The organism is Geobacillus sp. Y412MC52 (assembly GCF_000174795.2).
Lineage (GTDB): Bacteria > Bacillota > Bacilli > Bacillales > Anoxybacillaceae > Geobacillus > Geobacillus thermoleovorans.
The window spans coordinates 2,879,157-2,899,892 of the sequence record NC_014915.1 but is presented as its reverse complement, the minus strand read 5'-3'; the positions used below and the strand labels follow the sequence as shown (position 1 = coordinate 2,899,892).

Below are 20,736 nucleotides of genomic sequence, written 5' to 3'. Positions count from 1 at the left end.
AATGAGTGAGAAAGCACCATGCTTTCTAAGTAGGGTGGTACCGCGACGAACACTCGCCCCTTCATCACGGGCGGGTGTTTTCTTTTTTATGACATTCATAGAGAGGTGAAGGACATGGATTTGCTTGCGGAATTGCAATGGCGCGGACTCGTCAACCAAACGACCGATGAGGACGGGCTCCGAGAGCTGTTGAAGGAAGAGCGGGTGACGCTCTACTGCGGGTTTGACCCGACGGCGGACAGTTTGCATATCGGCAACTTGGCCGCCATTTTGACGCTGCGCCGCTTCCAGCAGGCGGGCCATCAACCGATTGCGCTAGTCGGAGGGGCCACTGGGTTGATCGGCGATCCGAGCGGGAAAAAAAGCGAGCGCACTCTCAATGCCAAAGAAACCGTCGAGGCGTGGAGCGCGCGCATTCAAGAGCAGCTCTCCCGCTTTTTGGACTTTGAAGCGGACGGCAATCCGGCGAAAATCAAAAACAACTACGACTGGATCGGGCCGCTGGATGTCATTACGTTTTTGCGCGACGTCGGCAAGCATTTCAGCGTCAACTACATGATGGCGAAAGAGTCGGTGCAATCGCGCATCGAGACGGGCATTTCATTTACCGAGTTCAGCTATATGATGCTGCAGGCATACGATTTTCTCCGCCTGTACGAGACGGAAGGATGCCGCCTGCAAATCGGCGGGAGCGACCAATGGGGCAACATCACGGCAGGGCTTGAGCTTATTCGCAAAACGAAAGGCGAGGCGCGGGCGTTTGGCTTGACGATCCCGCTTGTGACGAAAGCGGACGGCACGAAATTCGGGAAAACGGAAAGCGGCACGATTTGGCTCGATAAAGAGAAAACGTCGCCGTACGAGTTTTACCAGTTTTGGATCAACACCGATGACCGCGATGTGATCCGTTACTTGAAGTACTTTACGTTCCTGTCGAAAGAGGAAATCGAAGCGCTTGAACAAGAGCTTCGTGAGGCCCCAGAGAAGCGGGCGGCGCAAAAGGCGCTTGCTGAGGAAGTGACAAAGCTCGTGCACGGCGAAGAGGCGCTCAGGCAAGCGGTCCGCATTTCTGAAGCGCTCTTTAGCGGCGATATTGGCAATTTGACAGCGGCGGAAATTGAGCAAGGGTTCAAAGATGTGCCGTCATTCGTTCATGAAGGAGGCGACGTTCCGCTTGTCGAGCTGCTCGTTTCTGCCGGCATTTCGCCATCGAAGCGGCAAGCGCGCGAAGACATCCAAAACGGCGCCATTTACGTCAACGGCGAGCGCCTTCAAGACGTCGGAGCCATATTAACGGCTGAACACCGCCTTGAGGGGCGGTTTACGGTCATCCGCCGCGGGAAGAAAAAGTATTATTTGATTCGCTACGCCTAAGAAAAAAGATCCGAAATGCCGATGCATTTCGGATCTTTTTTGCGCCTTAACGCGAGTAGAACTCGACGATGAGCGCTTCGTTGATTTCCGCCGGCAGTTCGGAACGCTCCGGCAAGCGGGTGTACGTCCCTTCCATTTTTTCTGGATTGAACGTCAAGTAATCTGGAATGTAGTTGTTCGCTTCGAGCGCTTCTTTAATCACTTGCAAGTTGCGCGATTTTTCGCGAACGGCGATCGTTTGTCCCGGTTTGACGCGGTACGACGGGATGTTGACGCGGCTGCCGTCGACCAAAATGTGGCCGTGCGTCACGAGCTGGCGGGCTTGACGGCGCGTGCGGGCCAACCCTAAGCGATAGACGAGGTTGTCTAGGCGCGATTCTAACAAAATCATGAAGTTTTCGCCGTGTTTGCCCGGCATTTTGCCTGCTTCTTCAAACGTTTTGCGGAATTGGCGTTCGTTCACGCCGTACATATGGCGCAGCTTTTGTTTTTCTTGCAGCTGCAAGCCATATTCTGACAATTTCCGCCGTTGCCCCGGACCATGTTGGCCAGGCGGATACGGACGTTTTTGCAATTCTTTCCCCGTGCCGCTCAACGAGATGCCGAGGCGGCGGGAAACTTTCCACATTGGACCAGTATAACGAGCCATTCGTTGCTCCTCCTTACGCTTTTATTCCCGTAAAATAAAAGCAGATGTGCGCCAACAATTATGGCCATTTTGTTTTCATGCATCCTCGCTCTCGCAGCTAAGAGTTACACGATGCACCTCGGCGGGCCGAGGAACAAAATGAACCATAAAGGTGGGCACAAAGGCTGCTATATTTTACACAAAGGCTATTATATGATTTTTAGAGGATAAAGTCAACATTTTGTTTCCCTTCTTTTCTATTCTTATGATATAATAAAAGATGCAATTTTTAGAAAAAATTTGTCATCCCATTCTCTCGTTATGGAATGATGATGCTGGTTTGGGTGGAAAAGGCGATGAACAAGGATGAAATGAAGCGGTATGAATCGTTTAAACAAAAATTTTTCCACTGGTTTTTGGCGTTTCAGGACGACGGGCCGTTTTCGGCGGCGGCGGGCGAGTTGCTCGCGCTGCTGAAAGAAGAGCTGGCGCTCGAGCAAGCCGTTTTTTATTCGTACGACCCGGTGCGGGCTGCCTTTTATCCGGAAGCGGCCGCGGTTGGGACGCCGGACGTTGGGCTGATCGCGGCTGAAGGAGAGCGTGAAGTAGTGGTTGTCGATGCCGGTGGGCCGCATATGGCGGCCCGGCTCTTTTTCATGCTTTCCGATGAGGCGCCGGCGATGGTCGAGCTGATGTATCGAAAAGATGGCGGTTTTGACGAGCGGTTGTTGTGGGAGATCCGGACGGATTTGGCGCGATTGTTTCGGAAACTTAGCGCGGTGCTGCAAGGAGAGGGCGAAGAGAAACGGTATGGACAGCTGCATCGCTTCGCTGCAAAAATTCATTCCTCGATGCATATCGATGTTGTGCTTGAAGAAATTATCCGCACGCTGCAAAACGTCTATCCATCGTTCACCTACCACCTTCTGTTGTCGCATGACAACCATCTGCGCGGAAATTTGCCGATTAAAACGCTTGTATTGGATGAAAGGGAAAAACAGACGGCGGCGTTGCGGGCGTTTTTGACTGGACAAGTGCAATGCGAGGAGATGGAGGCGCCGCCGCGCTCGGTGCTGTACGCCCCGATTAAAGGGGTGCAGGCGGTGTATGGGGTGATTGAAATTATCGCCCCATACGCTGCGCCATTTCCAAAACGGGAGATTCATTTTATTTCGCTGCTGGCGAGCACGGCTGGAAGCGCGCTGGAGAACGCCAAGTTGTATGAACAGTCGCGCCGGCTTGTCGCCGATTTGCAGCTGATCAACGACACAATGCGCCAATTGAACGCCCGGCCGCGGCTTCATGAAGCCATTGAGTACATGATATCGCAAATCCAACAATCGTTCGGCGCGGAAGAAGTCGGTTTTTTCTTGTTTGCCAACGGCAAGCGGGAGCTTTTGCCAGGCAGCACGCCGTTTTTTTTCGACTATCGGTCCGAGCCCTATATCGAATGGGTGGAAAAGCGGCGCCAAAGCGGAAATGACATTTTATTTGCCGGCGATGTATGCGTGTCCGCTTTCGGTTCGTTTCGCTCCATCATGGCGGCGCCGATGCAGCAAAACAAAGAAACGAAGGGACTGTGCATTGCGCTCGCCAGCGAGCCATACCGATTTACGTTTGAGATGTTTAAGCTTTTGGAATCGCTCGTTCAACATTCAACGCTGGCGTTTATGAACGCGATGCTGCGCGAAGAGCTTGAGAAGCTGGTGGTCACCGATTATTTGACAAAGCTGCATACGCGCCGCTACTTGGATGAGCGGATCCAACAGTCGATGGGAACCGATGCGTCGGGAGCGTTCATTTTGCTTGACATTGACAACTTTAAGCAAATCAACGATGTGTACGGCCATCAAACAGGCGATGAAGTGCTTGTTCAAGTGGCAGAGACGATGCGCGCCAACATTCGCGATGGCGATGTGGCGGCGCGTTGGGGCGGGGAAGAGCTGGCGGTGTATTTGCCGAACGTGCCGCTGTCCTACGCCGTTGCCGTCGCCCGGCGCATCATGGAAAAAGTGCGGGAGCAAACGATCCCGGCGGTGACCGTGTCGTGCGGCATATCATGGTGGGGGCATGGCGGCTTTCAAGATGCAGAGCAGCTGTTCAAACGAGCTGACGCCGCGCTTTATATGGCGAAGGAGATGGGAAAAAACTGCATTTTTGTGCACGATGACGGTCATGTGTATAAGGTGTAAAAAAAGGAATCCGGGCAAGCGGATTCCTTCTTCGCGCTTGGTGCGCTTTTTTCGTCAGGCGGACATGAGCACGCTGGCAAACTGCTCCAAGTAGCGGCGGTCGATGTCATCGAAGCGGTTTTTCACCGGGCTGTCGATGTCAAGAACGCCGATGACGCGTCCGTCTTTGATGAGCGGCACGACGATTTCCGATTGAGACGCCGCATCGCAGGCGATATGGCCCGGGAATTGGTGAACGTCCGGAACGACCACCGTCCGCCGCTCGGCGGCCGCCGTGCCGCACACCCCCTTGCCGAACGGAATGCGCACGCATGCCGGCAAGCCTTGGAACGGGCCAAGCACAAGCTCCTGGCCTTCTGCGAGATAAAACCCGACCCAATTGATGTCGGTGAAAAACTGGTTGAGCAAGGCCGCCGCGTTCGCCAAGTTGGCGATGAAATTCGGCTCTCCGGCAATGAGCGCCTTTAACTGCTCGATGACGAGTTGGTAATTTTCTTCGCGCGTTCCTCTGTAAGCGATTGGATGGAACATGAAACAATCCTCCTTTTTCAACAAGTTCCGATCCCAATACCGGACAGGAAGTAAATGGAATGCGGGCGATTGGCTATATGCGGCTGTCAGTCCGAAAGCGCCGTGCGCTCCATTTCCTCACGCCCCTGGTGCAAGTCGGCGGCGCGATGGGCGTCGGATCCGTAGACGATCGGGATGCCCCGCCGCCGCGCCTCGGCGATCACGCCGCCCGGCGGATACGGCTCAAGGCAGAGCGGTTTGGCGGCGCCGGCGCCGTTGTAGTCCAATTCATAGCCGAACTGCTTGATGTCATCGAGAATGGCAACAATCCACTCATCCATTGGTTCCAAGCATGGGAAACGGCGTTGGAACTTGCGCACAAGCGTCATATGGCCGATGCGTCTCGGTTTGTAGCGGCCAAGCTCCGTGCGGATCGATTGCCGCACCGTTTCGTAGTAGGCGCGGTGGACGCGTTCGACCGATCCGAACAAGCGGACGATGTCGGCGAACATATCTTCGCTGTAATCAAGGCATACATATTGCCCTTCGTGGGCCAAAAAGTGAACCGATAAAATGCTGTCGTCAAGCAGCGGGCCGACCTCGTCGAGCAGGCGGGTTGTTTCTTCCTCAAAGCCAGGAATAAAATCGACTTCGAGCCCGACACGGATGGCAATGTCGTTTCGGTAGCGGGCTTTCACCTCAGCGACGGCGTGCAAATAGCGCTCAAGCTGGCTAAGCTTCATCGAACAGTCCTGGTTGGGCGTTGGATCGATAAACCGCTCAGGAAGCGGGGCGTGCTCCGTAAAGGAAATGTCGGTATAGCCCAGTTCGATCGCGCGCTCTACATAGGCCTCAAGCGGATCTTGGCTTCCGTGCGGACAAAACGGCGTATGAATATGCCCGTCGCGCATGATCGATTTTCCTCCTTTCTCCCTTATGTATCATAGCAAAAATAGTGAAGATTCTTGTAAAAAAAATAAAAATTTTGGTCAAAAAATGTCGTTAACATGGTATCATAAAAACATTGAAAAACATATATTTTTGCCTTCTCCGCTATTTTCGTTTGTTCGATAGAAGTAGCTTGAATGCAAGGAGGGCATCAGCGGATGGGAATGGCATGGATCGTTCTGCTCCTCGGAGCGGGGGCAATCATATATAATCATGTGTACCGGAAGCGGATGTACCGGGAAATCGATCGGCTCGAGGAATGGAAAATCAACTTGATGAACCGGCCGGTGCCGGATGAGCTGGCGAAAGTGAAACAGCTGAATATGACAGGGGAGACGGAGCAGCTGTTTGAACGATGGCGCCAGCAATGGGACGACATTGTGGCAGTGAAGCTGCCGAATGTGGAAGAACAGCTGTTTGACGCGGAGCGGCTGCTCGACAAATACCGCTACCGGCAGGCGCGCCGGCTGCTTGGGCAGATCGCCGACGGATTGCGTCGTCTTGAGGAAGAAGTGCATGAAATCATTCATGAAGTGAATGAGTTGATCGGCAGCGAGGAACAAAGCCGGGCGGAGATCGAGGAGCTGCGTGCGGCTCACCGGGAAGCGAAAAAGGCGCTGCTTGCTTACCGTTATACGTTCGGTTCGGCTGCCGACTTGCTTGACGTCCGTTTAACGGAAGCGGAAAAGCAGTTTCAGCGGTTTGCCGAATTGACGGAAGCCGGCAACTATTTGGCGGCGCGCGATGTGGTTCTGACGCTGAAGGAAGAGCTCGGCCGGCTCACATCCATGATGGAAGAAATTCCTAAACTTCTTGGCGAATGCCAAACGTCGTTGCCAGCTCAGCTCGCTGAGTTGGCTGATGGCTATCGAGAGATGGAAGAGCGCGGATACATCCTTGACCATTTGCACATGGAGCGCACGCTTCAGGAAAAACGGGAAAAAATCAAGCAATGTCTGGCCATGATCCATGGGCTGCGCATCGAAGAAGCGAAGCAGATTGTCGCTGAGCTGAAAGAAGAGATCGACGCGCTCTACGATTTGCTCGAAAACGAAGTGCTCGCGCATCAATATGTGCAAACGGAAATGCCGCGCCTCAGCGGCATGCTTCAGGAGCTCGCCGCCGAGGCGAAGGAAACCGAGGCCGAGGCGCTGTTCGTCCAGCAAAGCTACCATTTGGCGCCAAGCGACCTCGAAAAGTACCGGAGCATCGAAAAGCAGCTGCACCAGTTGCAAAAGCGGTTTTTTCTCATTCAAGACCGCGTTGCCGAGGCGAAAACAGCGTATTCGCTCCTAAAAGAGGAGCTTGAGCAGCTTGTGTCCCAAATCGACCTCATGAAGGAAGAGCATGAACAGTTTCGAACGATGCTGCAGACGCTGCGCAAAGACGAATTGATCGCCCGCGAAAAGCTTGACGGCATGAGAAAAACATTGGCCGAGGCGCTCCGCCTTGTGCAAAAAAGCCGGCTGCCGGGGCTGCCTGAACCGTATGCGCTTGAATTGGCGGAAGCGAGACGCAGCTTGCAAGCCGTTGCCGCGCGTCTTGAAGAAAAGCCGCTTGACATGCCGGCGGTCGACCAAGCGTTGGAGGAGGCGAAAGCGGCTGTGGAACGGTTGTATGAGCGGACGGTGGAAATGATCGAACAGGCGACGCTGGCGGAGCGGACGATTCAATACGGCAACCGCTACCGACGCCGCTATCCAGCGGTCCGCAAAGGGCTGGAAGAAGCCGAATTTTTATTTCGCCATTATGATTATGAGGAGGCGCTCCGGCAGGCGGTGGCGGCCGTTGAAGAAGTCGAGCCGGGCGCGTTTGACCGTGTGCAGAAATTATGGCAGGAGGATAACAGCCGGGAACAGTGATAAACCACCCGATCACGAGTATTGATTATCCATTATTTGACTAAAAAACACAGAATCATATGGCTGAACACAAGCTTTTCTGCCTCTTCCCTCGAACAAGAACGCCGCCCGGAATATCTTGAATGAGGGGCTTCGTTTGCTGTCTTCGTAAGGCAGCCAAACCGTGGGACGCACGGGGATGGCTTGGCTGACAGCCTGCCGTAGGGCGGGTGTTCCCAAGAATCTCCCACCTCTAAGCGCAGGTGGGAGATTGTTCAATGGGTTTTTTGTGAATAATGTAAATGACTGTGTGTTTTCGTTGCCGATTGGCGCCTGTTTTGGTTAAGATGGACGATGTACAGCGATATTTTGCCGGCAATGAGCGGAGGATGGAAGCGATGATTTATCTTGACAACAGTGCGACGACCAAACCATTTCCCGAGGTGGTCGATTCGTTCGTCGCCGTCGCAACGAACTATTTTGCCAATCCGTCGTCGCTCCATGGGCTGGGCATGAAGGCGGAGCGGCTTTTGGCGCAGGCGCGTGAACAAATCGCCGCCATGCTGCGCGTTAAGCCGAACGAAATCGTTTTTACCTCCGGCGGAACGGAGGCGAACAATTTCGCCATCAAAGGGGTCGCCTGGCAATATCAGCGGCGCGGCCGGCATATCATTACGACGAAAATCGAGCATCCGTCTGTCGCTGAACCGTGCCGCCAGCTTGAGGAGCTTGGTTTTGAGGTGACGTACTTGCCGGTCGACCGCGAAGGAAGGGTATCGGTTGAGCAAGTGGAACGCGCGCTGCGCGACGATACGATTCTCGTGTCGGTTATGCACGTCAATAACGAAGTTGGCACGGTGCAGCCGATCGAAGAAATCGGCGCCCTCTTGTCCCGCTATCCGAAAACATTGTTTCACGTCGATCGGGTGCAAGGGATCAGCAAAGTGCCGCTCGACTTGAAGCAAGCCGGTGTTGATTTATGCACGATATCGGCGCATAAATTTCACGGATTGCGCGGCGCCGGCTTGCTTTACGTCCGTGAAGGCGTCCGCTTGGCGCCGTTGATTGCCGGCGGCGGGCAGGAGCGGCAGCTTCGGTCCGGAACGGAGAACGTCGCCGCCATCGTGGCGATGGCAAAGGCGCTTCGCTTGGCCATGGAGCGGTATGAGCGGGACATCGGCCGGCTTCAGGCGCTAAAAGACGAGTGGCTTGAAGCGCTCTCGGCGATTCCGGACATCGAGATCAACACGCCGCGCGATGGCGCCGCTCCTCACATCATCAATTTTTCGCTGAAAAGCGGCATCAAGCCGGAAGTGTTTGTTCACGAACTGGAGAAAAGCGGAATCTATGTCTCCACGACGTCGGCCTGTTCATCAAAAAAAAAGGCGCCGAGCAAGACGCTTTTGGCTATGGGGCTTGGTGAAGACCGAGCCGAGCGCGGCATTCGCATCAGCTTGTCGTTTGACAACAGCCGGGAAGAAATCGCGCCGGCGGTGGCAGCGATCAAGCAGGCGATCAAAACATTAAGCGAGGTAACGGAATAAGATGATGAACTATGACCGCATTTTGATCCGCTACGGAGAAATGACGACGAAAGGAAAAAATCGGAACATCTTCGTCCGGCGTCTTAAAAGCAACATTGCCCGCAAACTGCAGGCGTTCGAGCGGATTCAGATTGAATATATGCGCGACCGAATGTACATTTTATTAAACGGCGAGCCGCATGAACCGATCATCGAAAAGCTGAAAACCGTTTTTGGCATTCATTCGTTCAGCCTGGCGATGAAGTGCGAAAACGATTTGGACGCCATTAAGGAAACGGCGCTCGCCGCCGTCCGCCAGCTCCCATACAAAGGAAAAACGTTTAAAGTGAGCGCCCGCCGCGTCGACAAGCAGTTTCCGTATCGAAGCGACGAGCTGAACTACGAGGTGGGGGCGCATATTTTGCGGCAGACGGACGGGCTTAGGGTCAACGTGCGCGAGCCGGATATTGACGTGCGCATTGAAGTGCGCCAAGACGGGACGTATATCACGTGCCGCGACATTTTCGGCGCCGGCGGCCTGCCGGTCGGGACGAGCGGCAAGGCGATGCTCATGCTCTCCGGCGGCATCGACAGCCCGGTCGCGGGATATTTGTCGATGAAGCGCGGCTTGGAAATCGAGGCCGTCCACTTTTTCAGCCCGCCGTTTACAAGCGAACGGGCGAAGCAAAAAGTGATTGACCTTGTGCGCAAGTTGACGACATACGGCGGGAGAATCAAGCTTCACATCGTGCCGTTTACGGAAGTGCAACAAGCCATTTATCAAGGAGTTCCGAACGAGTACTCGCTCATTTCCACTCGGCGGGCGATGCTTAGGATCACCGATGCGTTGCGCCGCCGCCAGCGGGCGTTGGCGATCGTCACGGGCGAAAGCCTCGGCCAAGTCGCGAGCCAGACGCTAGAAAGCATGTACGTGATCAATGAGGTGACAAATACCCCGATTTTGCGCCCGCTTGTTTCGATGGATAAACTTGAAATTATCGAGCTGGCGAAGCAAATCGGCACACATGATATTTCCATTCTTCCGTATGAAGACTGTTGCACCATTTTTACGCCAAGAGCGCCGAAAACGAAGCCGAAAAAAGAAAAAGTGCTCCATTATGAGAGCCAGCTCGACCTCGCTCCGCTTCTGGAAAAGGCAGTCAATGACACAGAAACGCTCGTCATTGATGAAGAAACAGGGCAGGGCGATGAGTTTGCCGAGCTGTTTTGAATCTCAAAATTTACCAAAAAGCATCGCTGCATATCGCCATCTGTTTTCACACATTCTATAGGTACAAGGAGGTGAAAACAGATGGCACGCAACAACAGCAATCAACTGCTCGTTCCGGGTGCGCAACAAGCGCTGGAGCAAATGAAATATGAGATCGCTCAAGAATTTGGCGTGAACTTAGGCGCTGACACGACTTCGCGCGCCAACGGTTCGGTCGGCGGCGAGATCACGAAACGTCTCGTAGCCATGGCGCAGCAACAATTGGGCGGCGCACGCCAATTCTAATTTCATAATGATGGCTTACGCGGCGGGGGCATTCCCCGCCGCTTTCATATGAGAAAAACGGTATTCAAAATAGAATGACTATTTTGTATAATAAAGATGCCGACCAAGGCGAAACAAGACAGAGGGGGAGAGGAACGATGAGGCGGGAAGACTTGATTGCTCCCGAGCGCTACAATTTAACATCGGAAATGGAACGGCATGCGGCCGCCGGCCCGGATCGGATCGCGTTGAAATGGGAGAGCGAGCAAGGCGAAACGAAAGAGATTACATACGGCCGCTTGATGGCGCGCGCCAACCAAATTGGAAACGCTTTCTTATCGCATGGGCTCGAAAAAGGCGATAAAGTGCTCGTCATGATGCCGCGCCTCATTGAAACATACGAAGTGTATATAGGGGCGCTCAAAGCCGGGCTTGTCGTCATCCCAAGCTCGGAGATGCTGCGGACAAAGGATTTGCAATATCGGCTCGTCCATAGCGAAGCGAAAGCGGTTGTCGCTTATGCGCCGTATACGGACGAATTTGCGCCGATTGACGGCATCGAACGTTTGACGAAGTTCGTCATCGGGGAACCCCGGGACGGATGGATTCCGCTTGAAGACGCCATGGCCAAAGAGAGCGAAACGCTTGAGGCGGCGGATACCTCGCGCGATGATATGGCGTTTTTGTCGTACACATCCGGCACGACCGGCAATCCGAAAGGGGTCGTCCATTGCCATGGTTGGGCGTATGCCCACTTGCGCACGGCTGCGAAAAACTGGCTGTGCATTGAAGAAGGCGACCTCGTTTGGGCGACGGCCGGACCGGGATGGCAAAAATGGATTTGGAGCCCGTTTTTATCGGTGCTCGGCTCGGGGGCGACCGGTTTCGTCTACTACGGCCGCTTTGAGCCGGAAAAATATTTGCAGCTATTGGAAAAATACAACATCAATGTGCTGTGCTGCACGCCGACCGAGTATCGTTTGATGGCGAAAGTGCCGGACATCGGCCGCTATCATCTATCTCATTTGCACAGCGCCGTGTCCGCCGGAGAGCCGCTCAACCGCGAAGTGATCGACACGTTTGCCAAGCATTTCGGCGTCGAAGTGCGCGACGGCTACGGCCAGACAGAAAACACGCTGCTTGTCGGCGTCATGAAAGGAATGCCCATCAAGCCGGGTTCGATGGGGAAACCGACGCCAGGCAACCGCGTCGAAATTATCGATGAAAACGGCGAGCCGTGCCCGCCCGGACAAGTCGGCGACATCGCCGTCCATATCGAGACGCCGGCGCTGTTTAAGTATTATTACAAAGATCCGGAGCGGACAGCGATGCAGTTCCGCGGCGACTACTACATTACGGGAGACAAAGCGCGCAAAGACGAAGACGGCTATTTCTGGTTTGAAGGCCGCGGGGATGACATCATCATCAGCGCCGGCTATACGATCGGCCCGTTTGAAGTCGAAGACGCGCTTGTCAAGCACCCAGCCGTAAAAGAGTGCGCCGTCGTCGCCAGTCCGGATGAAGTGCGCGGCCATGTTGTCAAAGCGTTTGTCGTGCTGCGCGACGGGGTCGACAAAGACGATCCGTCTCTGATTCCGGCCCTGCAAGAACATGTGAAACAGTTGACGGCGCCGTACAAATACCCGCGCAAAATCGAGTTTGTCGACGATTTGCCGAAAACGGCGTCCGGAAAAATCCGCCGCGTCGAGCTGCGCGAGCGGGAAGCCCGCCTTGCCGGCCGGTCGTCGTAAGCAGAAAGAGCCGGTTGAGCTGGCCGTTGCCAGAAGCGGAGCGATGTCCGCGCGGCGGCCAAACAAGAGGGTGTCTCGTTGCGAGACACCCTCTTGCCGCATGCGCGTCGAACGGATTCGCCATTTTAGATCCGGTGTTTCGCCGGGAGAACAGACACACACTTCACAAAAAGACGCGTTTCACTTTATCCCAGAACGAATTGTCTTTCAAGCGCACCGTTTTGACCACCCGGTCGCTTAAACGAATGTCAATCCGCTCAATATGCTGGATGCTGAGCGCTTCATTGTCGAGGCCGATGATCGGAAAATGGCTTGTTTCTTCCGACATTTTCAGCGTCAACGTCCGCGAGCCGCTCAAAATGAACGGCGAGCCGAGCGTCCGATAGCGGTTGCTGTTGAGCGAGGCGAGTTCGCTCACTTGAAAGCACGGCAAGAGCGGATCGACGACCGCTCCGTGCACCGATTTATTGTAGCCGGTGCTGCCGGTCGGCGTCGAAACGATGATGCCGTCGCCGCGGAACGTCTCGAAATGCAAGTCGTCGATGAAAACGTCGATCGCCATCGTTTTAATGATTTGCGAGCGGATCGAACATTCGTTTAAGCAGAAAAACGAAGCCGCGCCGTCGATCGTCACTTCGATGATTGGGTAGCGCCGCACTTCGAGTTTCCAATTTTTCGCCGCTTCCACCATATGATCGATGTCGTCAATATGGAAATCGCAGTAAAACCCGCGCGCCGGCAAGACGGACACGCCGACGTACAAACGGTCAGGAAGAAATCCCGTCTGCCGCACCGCCTGCAAAAACGCGCCGTCATCCCCGATGCTGACGATGATGTTCGCTTCCCGATAGTCGCCGACGACAACAAACGGACCGCGCTCTGCCAGCTCAATGAGCGGCTTCACCCGTTCGATGAGCTTGTCGTCGCGCTTATAAAAAAAATAAAGACGGTTGCGTTCCATATCCATGTTTTGCCCTCCTGCTGGCATCATCTAATCAATCGATGTACAATGAATATTGTACCACGTTTGCCAGGATTCTAAAAATATGGGCAGCCGATGCAGGGGGGAAGACGATGAATCGAAAACGATGGACCGCGTTGGCCATCGCCGCCGCCTTGTTTGTGATCTCGGTGCTTGTTCAAGCGGTTGGCGTTCTTTTGTCCGACAAGGCCGGCGGCTGGTCGGAAAGCTGGCTGGCGCTCATGGAGTCGCCATTTAGCGAAGAAGTCATCGCCGAGGGCGACCCGTTGAAAAAAATCGCTGTGTTGGAAGTGAACGGAGTTATTCAAGATGCGGGGGAAGCGGAGTCGTTTCTTTCCTCATCACAGTACAACCACCAAACGTTTTTGCAAATGATCAAACAGGCGAAAGAGGATCAAGACGTCAAAGCGATCATCTTGCGCATCAATTCGCCGGGCGGCGGTGTCGCGGAAAGCGCGGAAATTTACGATCAGCTGATGAAGCTGAAAAAGAAGACGAACAAGCCGATTTACGTATCGATGGGGGCCATGGCCGCCTCGGGCGGTTACTATATCGCGGCGGCCGGCGATAAAATTTTCGCCAGCCCGGAGACGATCACCGGCTCCATCGGCGTCATCATGCAAAGCGTCAACTATGAAGGGCTGGCAAAGAAGTACGGCGTGGAGCTTGTCACGATCAAAAGCGGGCCGTACAAAGACATCATGAATCCGGCGCGCAAAATGACCGAAGCGGAACGGGAGATTTTGCAGCGGCTGATCAATGATTCGTATGATGCGTTTGTTGATGTGGTAGCCAAAGGGAGAAAGCTGCCGGAAGACACGGTGCGCAAGCTGGCGGACGGCCGCATTTATGACGGGCGACAGGCGAAGGAGCTCCGCCTTGTCGACGAGTTCGGCTACTTGGATGACGCGATCGCTGCGCTCAAAAAAGAGCATCATTTAACCGGCGCTCAAGTCGTAAAATACGTGAACGATGCGCCGTGGAGCTCTCTCTTTGAGATGGTGTCGAACCGGATGAAGCCGGACAGCGAGGCGGCCGGGCTCATCCGCCTGTTGTCGCGCCCATCCTCGCCGCGGCTTATGTATTTATACGCCGAATAAAGGAGTGGAAACATGACGGACATGCAAATAACGGCGACGCTGGCGGATCATCTCCCGCCGGCAGAGCGACCCCTCTGCTACGGCGGCTTTTGGCTTCGTTTTTGGGCGTATTGCCTTGATGTCATTGTTGTCTCGAGCCTCAACCGGCTCATCGTTTGGCCGCTTTTTCGCCTGTTCGATTGGCCGCTTGCGCAGGACGGTTTGTTCGCGCCAGCGGCGGTCGCGGCCGCCGTCGTCTTTTACGCCTATTTCGTGTTGATGACGAAAGCGTTTGGGCAGACGCTTGGCAAAATGGTGTTCGGCTTAAAAGTGGTCGATGAGCGCGGCGAGCCGCTCACCTGGCTGACCGTGTTGTTTCGCGAAGTCGTCGGCAAATTCATCGCGAAAAAATTGCTGTTCATCGGTTTTTTGTTTGTTGCGTTTTCCGAAAAGAAAAAAGGGATGCATGACCAGTTCGCGGATACGATCGTCGTCCGCGAGTAACAATCCGCCTGCATCAAGAACAGAACGTCAACCAATGTCCGCCTGCCGAAACGGCAGGTTTATTTTTTTTCTAGATGGCGACAATGGATGATGAAAGGGAGGGCGGACATTGAAAGCAGTCATCGCGGTCATCGCAACGGTTGTTCTTTTGCTTCTTCTTGTCGCCTGGATGAAAGTATCGGTGACGGTCGTGTTTCGCCATATGAAAGACGACGATGAATGCAAAATCGTGGTGCGCACGCTGTTTGGCCTCCTCCGCTACACCGTCCGCATTCCGCTCATCAAGCTGGACATGGATCCGGATGCGCCGGGAGTGGCGTTTCTCCATAAAAAAGGAGTGGAGGGAACGCGCGGGAAGGAGGAAAAGAAAGGGAAATTGACCCTAAAAAAAATCGCCGACCTGTTTCGGCAGCTGAAACGGTTTCTCGAGCAAGTCGTCGACTTGCATGAAATTATGAAACAATTTTACCGCCACGTGACGATTACGAAATGGGAGTGGAAAACGAGAATCGGCACCGGCGACGCCGCGTCAACGGGCTTGCTCGTGGGGCTTGGCTGGTCGCTGAAATACATGATCATCGGCGCTGCGAGCCGCTATATGAACATAAAAACAACTCCGGCTGTCGCCATCGTTCCGGCCTACGATCGGGCCGCTTCGGAAACGGTGTTTTTATGTATGATTCAGTTTCGAATCGGGCATGCTATGGTAGCAGGATTGCGAGTGGTCAAACATTGGCGCGGACGGCGGCTGCCAAAGCGAAACCCATTGGCGGCCAAGCAGGCAAATGAAGGCTACTAGGAGGAATGACGATGACGAACCATCCGATTCAAGGGCTGATGACAACAGCGATGGAAAACTTAAAACAAATGATCGACGTCAATACGATTATCGGCGATCCGGTGGAGACGCCTGACGGCAGTGTCATTTTGACCGTTTCGAAAGTCGGGTTTGGCTTTGCCGCCGGCGGCAGCGAGTTTATGCTTGACGGCCAACAAAATGGCCACCAAGGGGCGCAAGCCGACGGGAACGGGCATCCGTTTGGCGGCGGCAGCGGCGGCGGCGTCTCGATTACGCCGATTGCGTTTCTCGTCGTCAACTCGTCCGGGGTGAAGCTGCTCCATTTGGATGAAAGCACGCACTTATACGAAAAAATTCTCGATGTTGCGCCGCAGGCGTTTGAGAAGATTCAGGCGATGCTGAAGAAAAACAAGAAAGACGGCGCCGCAGGCCAAAAAGCAGACGACTTTGACATTTAGCCGGACCGTTGGCGTCCGGCCTTTTGTTTGTCCGCTGTCATGAACGGACAAAATCGTTGAAAAATTCCGTTCCGCGTTTTAGTATGGAAGTAGTACATATTTTTTCTAAAGGGGGAGAGAACCCATGGCCTATGTGACGTTTAAAGGGCAGCCGGTGACGCTTGTCGGCAACGAAGTGAAAGTCGGCGACAAAGCGCCGGATTTCACCGTGCTTGATCAAAACTTGCAGGAAGTGACGCTCGCGGATACGAAAGGGCACATCCGCCTGATCAGCGTTGTTCCGTCGCTCGACACCGGGGTTTGCGACGCGCAAACGCGCCGGTTTAACGAGGAAGCGGCAAAGCTCGACAATGTGAAAGTGTTGACGATCAGCGTCGATTTGCCGTTTGCGCAAAAGCGGTGGTGCGGCGCCGCCGGCATTGAGAACGTTCAAGTGTTGTCCGACCATCGCGATGTTTCGTTCGGACAAGCATACGGCGTCTTGATCAAAGAACTGCGCCTGCTTGCCCGCGCCGTGTTTGTCATCGACAGCAATGACACAGTGACGTATGTCGAATACGTGCCGGAAGTGACGAACCATCCGAACTACGAAGCGGCGATTGAAGCGGCGAAAGCGGCGAAATAATGAAAAGGCCCCGACCCGTTCGGGGCCTTTTCGTTCCTATCGGCGCTTTTCTTGCGGCGCGAGGCGGACGGTCGTACAATATACAGAAGGGACGTTGGCAGAAAGGTGGGGGCGTACAGATGATGACGCCAGTCGAACGGTTGTTCACGGTATTCGATGAAACGGCCCAACTTTTGCAAGAAGAATTGCAATGCACGTATTTAGAAGCCGTCGCGGAGACGGGGGAGAATTTGTTCCACGGCGACGTGCTGCAAGATGAGGTGAGCGAGCTGAACGCGAAACGGCTGAAAAAGCAGTATCGCGAACTGATGCTGGAACGGTTTCAAAACGAAGAAATCCGCAAGGCGTTTCAGCTTGCGGTGTTAAAAGGGATGCGCAAGCATGTTCAGCCGCACCACCAAATGACTCCGGATGCGGTCAGTTTGTTTTTGGCGTATTTGGTCCGCGAGTTTACGCGCTCGCATTTGGCGCTTAAGATCCTCGACCCGGCCGTCGGCACGGCGAATTTATTGACGGCGGTGTTAAACGGCCTTCGGGGAAAACAGGCGGCGAGCTACGGCAGCGATGTCGATGATCTGCTTGTCAAATTGGCGTACGTCAACGCGAACTTGCAAAAGCATCCGGTGCAGCTGTTTAACCAAGACAGCCTAAGGCCGCTGTTTGTTGAGCCGGTTGACGTCGTCGTCTGCGATCTGCCGGTCGGCTATTACCCGGATGACGACAATGCCGCCCGCTTCGCCTTAAAAGCGAAGGAAGGCCGATCGTATGCCCATCATTTGTTCATCGAGCAAAGCTTGCGCTATACGAAAGAGGGCGGCTACTTGTTTTTCCTCATCCCGAATACGTTGTTCTCAAGCCCGCAGGCGGGGCAGCTGAACGAATTTTTAAAAGAGGCGGCCATTGTCCAAGGAGTCTTGCAGCTGCCGCTGTCGATGTTTAAAAACGATCAGGCGGCAAAAAGCGTGTTGATTTTGCAAAAGAAAGGGCCGAACGTCAAAAAGCCAAAACACGTGCTGCTTGTCGAGCTGCCGCGGTTTTCCAACAAATCGGCGATGCAGGCGATGATGGCGAAAATCGACGCCTGGATCACCGCGGAAAAAGAACAGTGACAAGAGGGTGTCCCAAACGCAGCGGGACGCCCTTTTTGATCACCGTATAGGCCGTCAAGCCCCTTCACAAAACGAGAGGTTGCATCTTCCTCCCCTTGCGCTCACGCGTGGAAGTGGGGGTCTTCTCGGCTCAAGATGATAAATGTTGCTCTTTTCTTCATCGAAGAATCGCTGTTTTTCACCGACCTTTTCGGTCAGCTCCGTTTTCATTTTTCACAACATAAAAACTTTTTCTTGCAACCGGTTGCGAAACAAAGCCGCGCTTGAAACGCGAAAACGGGAGGCATACAATGAAAAAGGCATAGTGAAACGGCGCCCAATCGCGCACACTAACGGTAAGCGCGAGCGGATTTTGGCCAAAAAGGAGCTGTGTTTTCGATGGCGAAAGTGCTAGCCATTAATGCGGGAAGTTCCTCGTTGAAATTCCAGCTGTTTGAGATACCGGCAGAAACGGTGTTGACCAAAGGGGTCGTCGAACGGATTGGCTTTGATGACGCGATTTTCACCATTGTCGTAAACGGTGAAAAACATCAAGAAGTGACGGCGATTCCGGATCATGCCGCGGCCGTTAAAATGCTGCTGGATAAGCTCATTCGCTACGGCATTATCCGTTCGTTTGACGAAATTGACGGCATCGGGCACCGCGTCGTCCACGGCGGGGAGAAGTTCAGTGATTCGGTGCTCATCACCGAGGACGTCATCAAGCAAATTGAAGAAGTGTCCGAGCTCGCCCCGCTCCATAACCCGGCCAACCTCGTCGGCATTCGGGCGTTTCAGGAAGTGCTGCCGGACGTGCCGGCCGTGGCGGTGTTTGACACGGCGTTCCACCAGACGATGCCGGAACAGTCGTTTTTATACAGCTTGCCATATGAGTATTACACAAAATTCGGCATCCGCAAGTACGGATTCCACGGCACGTCGCACAAATACGTCACCCAGCGGGCGGCGGAGCTTCTCGGCCGGCCGATCGAACAGCTGCGCCTCATCTCGTGCCATTTAGGCAACGGGGCGAGCATCGCGGCGGTTGAAGGCGGCAAGTCGATCGACACGTCCATGGGCTTTACGCCATTAGCCGGCGTGGCGATGGGAACGCGCTCCGGCAACATCGACCCGGCGCTCATCCCGTACATTATGGAAAAAACGGGAATGACTGCGGATGAAGTGATTGACGTGCTGAACAAAAAGAGCGGCATGCTCGGCATATCCGGCATCTCGAGCGATTTGCGCGACTTGGAAAAAGCGGCCGCCGAAGGAAATGAGCGCGCGGAACTGGCACTTGAAGTGTTTGCGAACCGCATTCATAAGTACATCGGCTCATATGCGGCGCGCATGTGCGGGGTCGATGCCATCATCTTCACCGCCGGCATCGGCGAAAACAGCGAAGTCGTGCGGGCGAAAGTGTTGCGCGGCCTCGAGTTTATGGGAGTTTACTGGGATCCCATCCTAAACAAAGTGCGCGGCAAAGAAGCGTTCATCAGCTATCCGCACTCGCCGGTCAAAGTGCTCGTCATCCCGACCAATGAAGAGTTGATGATCGCCCGCGACGTCATGCGGCTGGCGAATTTGTAAGCGGATTGTCATAAAAAGAATCGTTGCAGCCATGTTGGCCAAAACGGCTGCCCCAAACAAACGGGGTAGCCATTTTTTTGTTTTGCCGCTTTGGTGCGCTTGATTCGTGTTTCAACAACTCGGGAGGGAGATGTCTTGCGTTTTTCGTCTCCCCGGCAATCGTCGGAATTGCCGGCGGCGTTGTTTCACGCCAAAATGAGAGTGCATACTCGGTTGAAGGGAGTGAACGGATATGGCATTATTTCGTGATGATGCTCATGTGTATCGGGTGATCGGCGAGTTTATGCAAATTCCGTCGCGCCCAAGGACGGAAATGGAGCTGCGCAGCTGGTGGGGACAGCATCCGGCGTATCAGGAATACGGCGATGAGGTGGAGCAAATCAACCGCATCGGCGAGCAAATCCGCCGTTCCCGCGCCGCGTTCGTCTTTTATTTGACCGATCCGGGGGCGGTCATCAGCATCGATGCGAGGCGGACGGAAACCGGTGAAAACTACGCCATTTATTTCGGGCAGGCAATCGATGCGCCTGATGTCGCCATCAAGACGACCGGCGATATCGCCCACCAATTTTGGGGCGGCAACATCAACGTTCCATTGGCGCTCATGACCGGAAAAATGAAGGCAAAAGGATCGAAAGCGAAGGCACTGCAGCTGTTGCCGCGCATCGTGCCGACGTTTCCGCTTTATCGGCGCTATTTGGAACTGATCGATGAGCGCGCGCTTCTCCATGCTTTAAAGGCGTAAAAACATCGGGGAGCGCCGCGAGGGAGGAAAGAAAGTTCCGACGATTTTCGGGATAGGACATGAAATGGAAACGCGATATAGTAAAAGTATAAAATGAAATTTCAGACAGTTCTAAATTTTTAAGGAGGCTATGAAGATGACGACGGTAAGAGACATTTTCCAACTGATCGATTCGCAATTGAGGGAAGACCCATCCCGCGCCGATGGGGTTGTCGCGGTGTACCAGTTTAACTTAAGCGGGTCTGATGCGGGGGTGTACCAAGTCGTCCTTCGCCCAGACGCTGGATTTGTCATTGAAGGGGAGCAAGAAACGCCGGATTGCACGCTCAGCCTGGACAGCGAGGATTTTAAAAAAATGGTGGACGGCGAGCTCAACGGAACGGAAGCGTTTATGAGCGGGCGGCTTCGCATTGACGGGGACATGGGGCTGGCGCTGCGGCTCCAAGAAGTGCTGTCCGCCTACAACAGCGCCAATCAAAACCAATAAGCACAACAAGAAAGCCGGCCAGCATGTTTTTCCGTGCATTGACAACAGCGCCGACCGTCAGAAAAAAGGAGACGAAAGGCGGCGGGCTTGGCCTTTTTCGCAGGCCCGCCTAATTTG

Annotated in this window: 20 protein-coding genes and 1 other annotated feature (1 of these 21 cut by a window edge); of the genes, 16 read left to right on the top strand and 4 right to left on the bottom strand. The window is 54.2% G+C overall.

Annotation, left to right across the window (positions count from 1 at the left end; all coding sequences use genetic code 11):
* Positions 1-64, top strand: a binding site (T-box leader) (it extends 161 nt beyond the left edge of the window).
* A gap of 50 nt (positions 65-114) precedes the next feature.
* Positions 115-1,374 carry a tyrosine--tRNA ligase gene (tyrS, locus tag GYMC52_RS14220; protein WP_013524353.1) on the top strand — a complete coding sequence of 420 codons (1,260 nt, stop codon included), beginning with the start codon at positions 115-117 and terminating at the stop codon, positions 1,372-1,374.
* Between the two features lie 46 nt (positions 1,375-1,420).
* Here tyrS and rpsD read toward each other — a convergent pair whose 3' ends face one another.
* Positions 1,421-2,023: a 30S ribosomal protein S4 gene (rpsD, locus tag GYMC52_RS14215; RefSeq protein ID WP_013144461.1), complete on the bottom strand. Its 603-nt coding sequence runs from the start codon at positions 2,021-2,023 to the stop codon at positions 1,421-1,423.
* Positions 2,024-2,358: 335 nt separating this feature from the next.
* Here rpsD and GYMC52_RS14210 point away from each other — a divergent pair, with 335 nt between their 5' ends.
* Complete coding sequence (locus GYMC52_RS14210; RefSeq protein WP_041469529.1) at positions 2,359-4,194, top strand: diguanylate cyclase; 1,836 nt, start codon at positions 2,359-2,361, stop codon at positions 4,192-4,194.
* A 54-nt stretch (positions 4,195-4,248) separates the two neighbouring features.
* On the opposite strand, the gene GYMC52_RS14205 is transcribed toward GYMC52_RS14210, so the two are convergent.
* Positions 4,249-4,725, bottom strand: a complete 477-nt coding sequence (locus GYMC52_RS14205) for a GAF domain-containing protein (protein ID WP_013524351.1) — start codon at positions 4,723-4,725, stop codon at positions 4,249-4,251.
* Positions 4,726-4,811: 86 nt separating this feature from the next.
* Positions 4,812-5,615: a histidinol-phosphatase HisJ gene (gene hisJ, locus GYMC52_RS14200; RefSeq protein WP_013524350.1), complete on the bottom strand. Its 804-nt coding sequence runs from the start codon at positions 5,613-5,615 to the stop codon at positions 4,812-4,814.
* Between the two features lie 195 nt (positions 5,616-5,810).
* On the opposite strand from hisJ, the gene ezrA reads away from it, so the two are divergent.
* From ezrA to mbcS, 5 genes are all read left to right on the top strand, one after another.
* Positions 5,811-7,514 (top strand): septation ring formation regulator EzrA, encoded by a 1,704-nt coding sequence (gene ezrA, locus GYMC52_RS14195; RefSeq protein WP_013524349.1) that lies wholly within the window; start codon positions 5,811-5,813, stop codon positions 7,512-7,514.
* A 377-nt stretch (positions 7,515-7,891) separates the two neighbouring features.
* Positions 7,892-9,037, top strand: a complete 1,146-nt coding sequence (locus GYMC52_RS14190; protein WP_013524348.1) for a cysteine desulfurase family protein — start codon at positions 7,892-7,894, stop codon at positions 9,035-9,037.
* Positions 9,038-9,041: 4 nt separating this feature from the next.
* Positions 9,042-10,247, top strand: a complete 1,206-nt coding sequence (gene thiI / locus GYMC52_RS14185) for a tRNA uracil 4-sulfurtransferase ThiI (protein ID WP_041469530.1) — start codon at positions 9,042-9,044, stop codon at positions 10,245-10,247.
* Between the two features lie 81 nt (positions 10,248-10,328).
* Complete coding sequence (locus GYMC52_RS14180; protein WP_011232268.1) at positions 10,329-10,532, top strand: alpha/beta-type small acid-soluble spore protein; 204 nt, start codon at positions 10,329-10,331, stop codon at positions 10,530-10,532.
* A 137-nt stretch (positions 10,533-10,669) separates the two neighbouring features.
* Complete coding sequence (mbcS, locus tag GYMC52_RS14175; protein WP_013144468.1) at positions 10,670-12,262, top strand: acyl-CoA synthetase MbcS; 1,593 nt, start codon at positions 10,670-10,672, stop codon at positions 12,260-12,262.
* A gap of 163 nt (positions 12,263-12,425) precedes the next feature.
* On the opposite strand, the gene GYMC52_RS14170 is transcribed toward mbcS, so the two are convergent.
* Positions 12,426-13,229 carry an NAD kinase gene (locus GYMC52_RS14170; protein ID WP_013524346.1) on the bottom strand — a complete coding sequence of 268 codons (804 nt, stop codon included), beginning with the start codon at positions 13,227-13,229 and terminating at the stop codon, positions 12,426-12,428.
* Between the two features lie 107 nt (positions 13,230-13,336).
* On the opposite strand from GYMC52_RS14170, the gene sppA reads away from it, so the two are divergent.
* The 9 genes from sppA to GYMC52_RS14125 all read left to right on the top strand — a co-directional run bounded on the left by sppA (position 13,337) and on the right by GYMC52_RS14125 (position 20,619).
* Positions 13,337-14,344: a signal peptide peptidase SppA gene (sppA, locus tag GYMC52_RS14165; RefSeq protein ID WP_013524345.1), complete on the top strand. Its 1,008-nt coding sequence runs from the start codon at positions 13,337-13,339 to the stop codon at positions 14,342-14,344.
* Positions 14,345-14,356: 12 nt separating this feature from the next.
* Positions 14,357-14,827 (top strand): RDD family protein, encoded by a 471-nt coding sequence (locus GYMC52_RS14160; protein WP_013524344.1) that lies wholly within the window; start codon positions 14,357-14,359, stop codon positions 14,825-14,827.
* 109 nt (positions 14,828-14,936) lie between these two features.
* Positions 14,937-15,626: a DUF2953 domain-containing protein gene (locus GYMC52_RS14155; RefSeq protein ID WP_013524343.1), complete on the top strand. Its 690-nt coding sequence runs from the start codon at positions 14,937-14,939 to the stop codon at positions 15,624-15,626.
* 11 nt (positions 15,627-15,637) lie between these two features.
* Positions 15,638-16,084 carry a GerW family sporulation protein gene (gene ytfJ, locus GYMC52_RS14150; RefSeq protein WP_013524342.1) on the top strand — a complete coding sequence of 149 codons (447 nt, stop codon included), beginning with the start codon at positions 15,638-15,640 and terminating at the stop codon, positions 16,082-16,084.
* A gap of 124 nt (positions 16,085-16,208) precedes the next feature.
* A complete protein-coding gene (tpx, locus tag GYMC52_RS14145) occupies positions 16,209-16,709 on the top strand; it encodes a thiol peroxidase (protein WP_013524341.1) in 501 nt (166 codons plus the stop codon).
* A gap of 119 nt (positions 16,710-16,828) precedes the next feature.
* Positions 16,829-17,818, top strand: a complete 990-nt coding sequence (locus GYMC52_RS14140; RefSeq protein WP_013524340.1) for a class I SAM-dependent methyltransferase — start codon at positions 16,829-16,831, stop codon at positions 17,816-17,818.
* A 378-nt stretch (positions 17,819-18,196) separates the two neighbouring features.
* Positions 18,197-19,387 (top strand): acetate kinase, encoded by a 1,191-nt coding sequence (locus GYMC52_RS14135; protein ID WP_013524339.1) that lies wholly within the window; start codon positions 18,197-18,199, stop codon positions 19,385-19,387.
* A 232-nt stretch (positions 19,388-19,619) separates the two neighbouring features.
* On the top strand, positions 19,620-20,132 hold the full coding sequence (locus GYMC52_RS14130; RefSeq protein WP_013524338.1) for a hypothetical protein: 513 nt from the start codon (positions 19,620-19,622) through the stop codon (positions 20,130-20,132).
* A gap of 136 nt (positions 20,133-20,268) precedes the next feature.
* Complete coding sequence (locus GYMC52_RS14125; RefSeq protein WP_013524337.1) at positions 20,269-20,619, top strand: SCP2 sterol-binding domain-containing protein; 351 nt, start codon at positions 20,269-20,271, stop codon at positions 20,617-20,619.
* Positions 20,620-20,736: the final 117 nt, after the last annotated feature.

Bases quoted from the DNA above. Each gene is read 5' to 3' on its own strand.
- GYMC52_RS14205 (WP_013524351.1), bottom strand. From the start codon at position 4,725: ATGTTCCATCCAATCGCTTACAGAGGAACGCGCGAAGAAAATTACCAA.
- tpx (WP_013524341.1), top strand. From the start codon at position 16,209: ATGGCCTATGTGACGTTTAAAGGGCAGCCGGTGACGCTTGTCGGCAAC.
- thiI (WP_041469530.1), top strand. From the start codon at position 9,042: ATGAACTATGACCGCATTTTGATCCGCTACGGAGAAATGACGACGAAA.
- GYMC52_RS14180 (WP_011232268.1), top strand. From the start codon at position 10,329: ATGGCACGCAACAACAGCAATCAACTGCTCGTTCCGGGTGCGCAACAA.
- GYMC52_RS14125 (WP_013524337.1), top strand. From the start codon at position 20,269: ATGACGACGGTAAGAGACATTTTCCAACTGATCGATTCGCAATTGAGG.
- mbcS (WP_013144468.1), top strand. From the start codon at position 10,670: ATGAGGCGGGAAGACTTGATTGCTCCCGAGCGCTACAATTTAACATCG.
- ytfJ (WP_013524342.1), top strand. From the start codon at position 15,638: ATGACGAACCATCCGATTCAAGGGCTGATGACAACAGCGATGGAAAAC.
- GYMC52_RS14160 (WP_013524344.1), top strand. From the start codon at position 14,357: ATGACGGACATGCAAATAACGGCGACGCTGGCGGATCATCTCCCGCCG.
- tyrS (WP_013524353.1), top strand. From the start codon at position 115: ATGGATTTGCTTGCGGAATTGCAATGGCGCGGACTCGTCAACCAAACG.
- GYMC52_RS14135 (WP_013524339.1), top strand. From the start codon at position 18,197: ATGGCGAAAGTGCTAGCCATTAATGCGGGAAGTTCCTCGTTGAAATTC.
- GYMC52_RS14170 (WP_013524346.1), bottom strand. From the start codon at position 13,229: ATGGATATGGAACGCAACCGTCTTTATTTTTTTTATAAGCGCGACGAC.
- rpsD (WP_013144461.1), bottom strand. From the start codon at position 2,023: ATGGCTCGTTATACTGGTCCAATGTGGAAAGTTTCCCGCCGCCTCGGC.
- GYMC52_RS14140 (WP_013524340.1), top strand. From the start codon at position 16,829: ATGATGACGCCAGTCGAACGGTTGTTCACGGTATTCGATGAAACGGCC.
- ezrA (WP_013524349.1), top strand. From the start codon at position 5,811: ATGGGAATGGCATGGATCGTTCTGCTCCTCGGAGCGGGGGCAATCATA.
- GYMC52_RS14210 (WP_041469529.1), top strand. From the start codon at position 2,359: ATGAACAAGGATGAAATGAAGCGGTATGAATCGTTTAAACAAAAATTT.
- GYMC52_RS14190 (WP_013524348.1), top strand. From the start codon at position 7,892: ATGATTTATCTTGACAACAGTGCGACGACCAAACCATTTCCCGAGGTG.
- GYMC52_RS14130 (WP_013524338.1), top strand. From the start codon at position 19,620: ATGGCATTATTTCGTGATGATGCTCATGTGTATCGGGTGATCGGCGAG.
- sppA (WP_013524345.1), top strand. From the start codon at position 13,337: ATGAATCGAAAACGATGGACCGCGTTGGCCATCGCCGCCGCCTTGTTT.
- hisJ (WP_013524350.1), bottom strand. From the start codon at position 5,615: ATGCGCGACGGGCATATTCATACGCCGTTTTGTCCGCACGGAAGCCAA.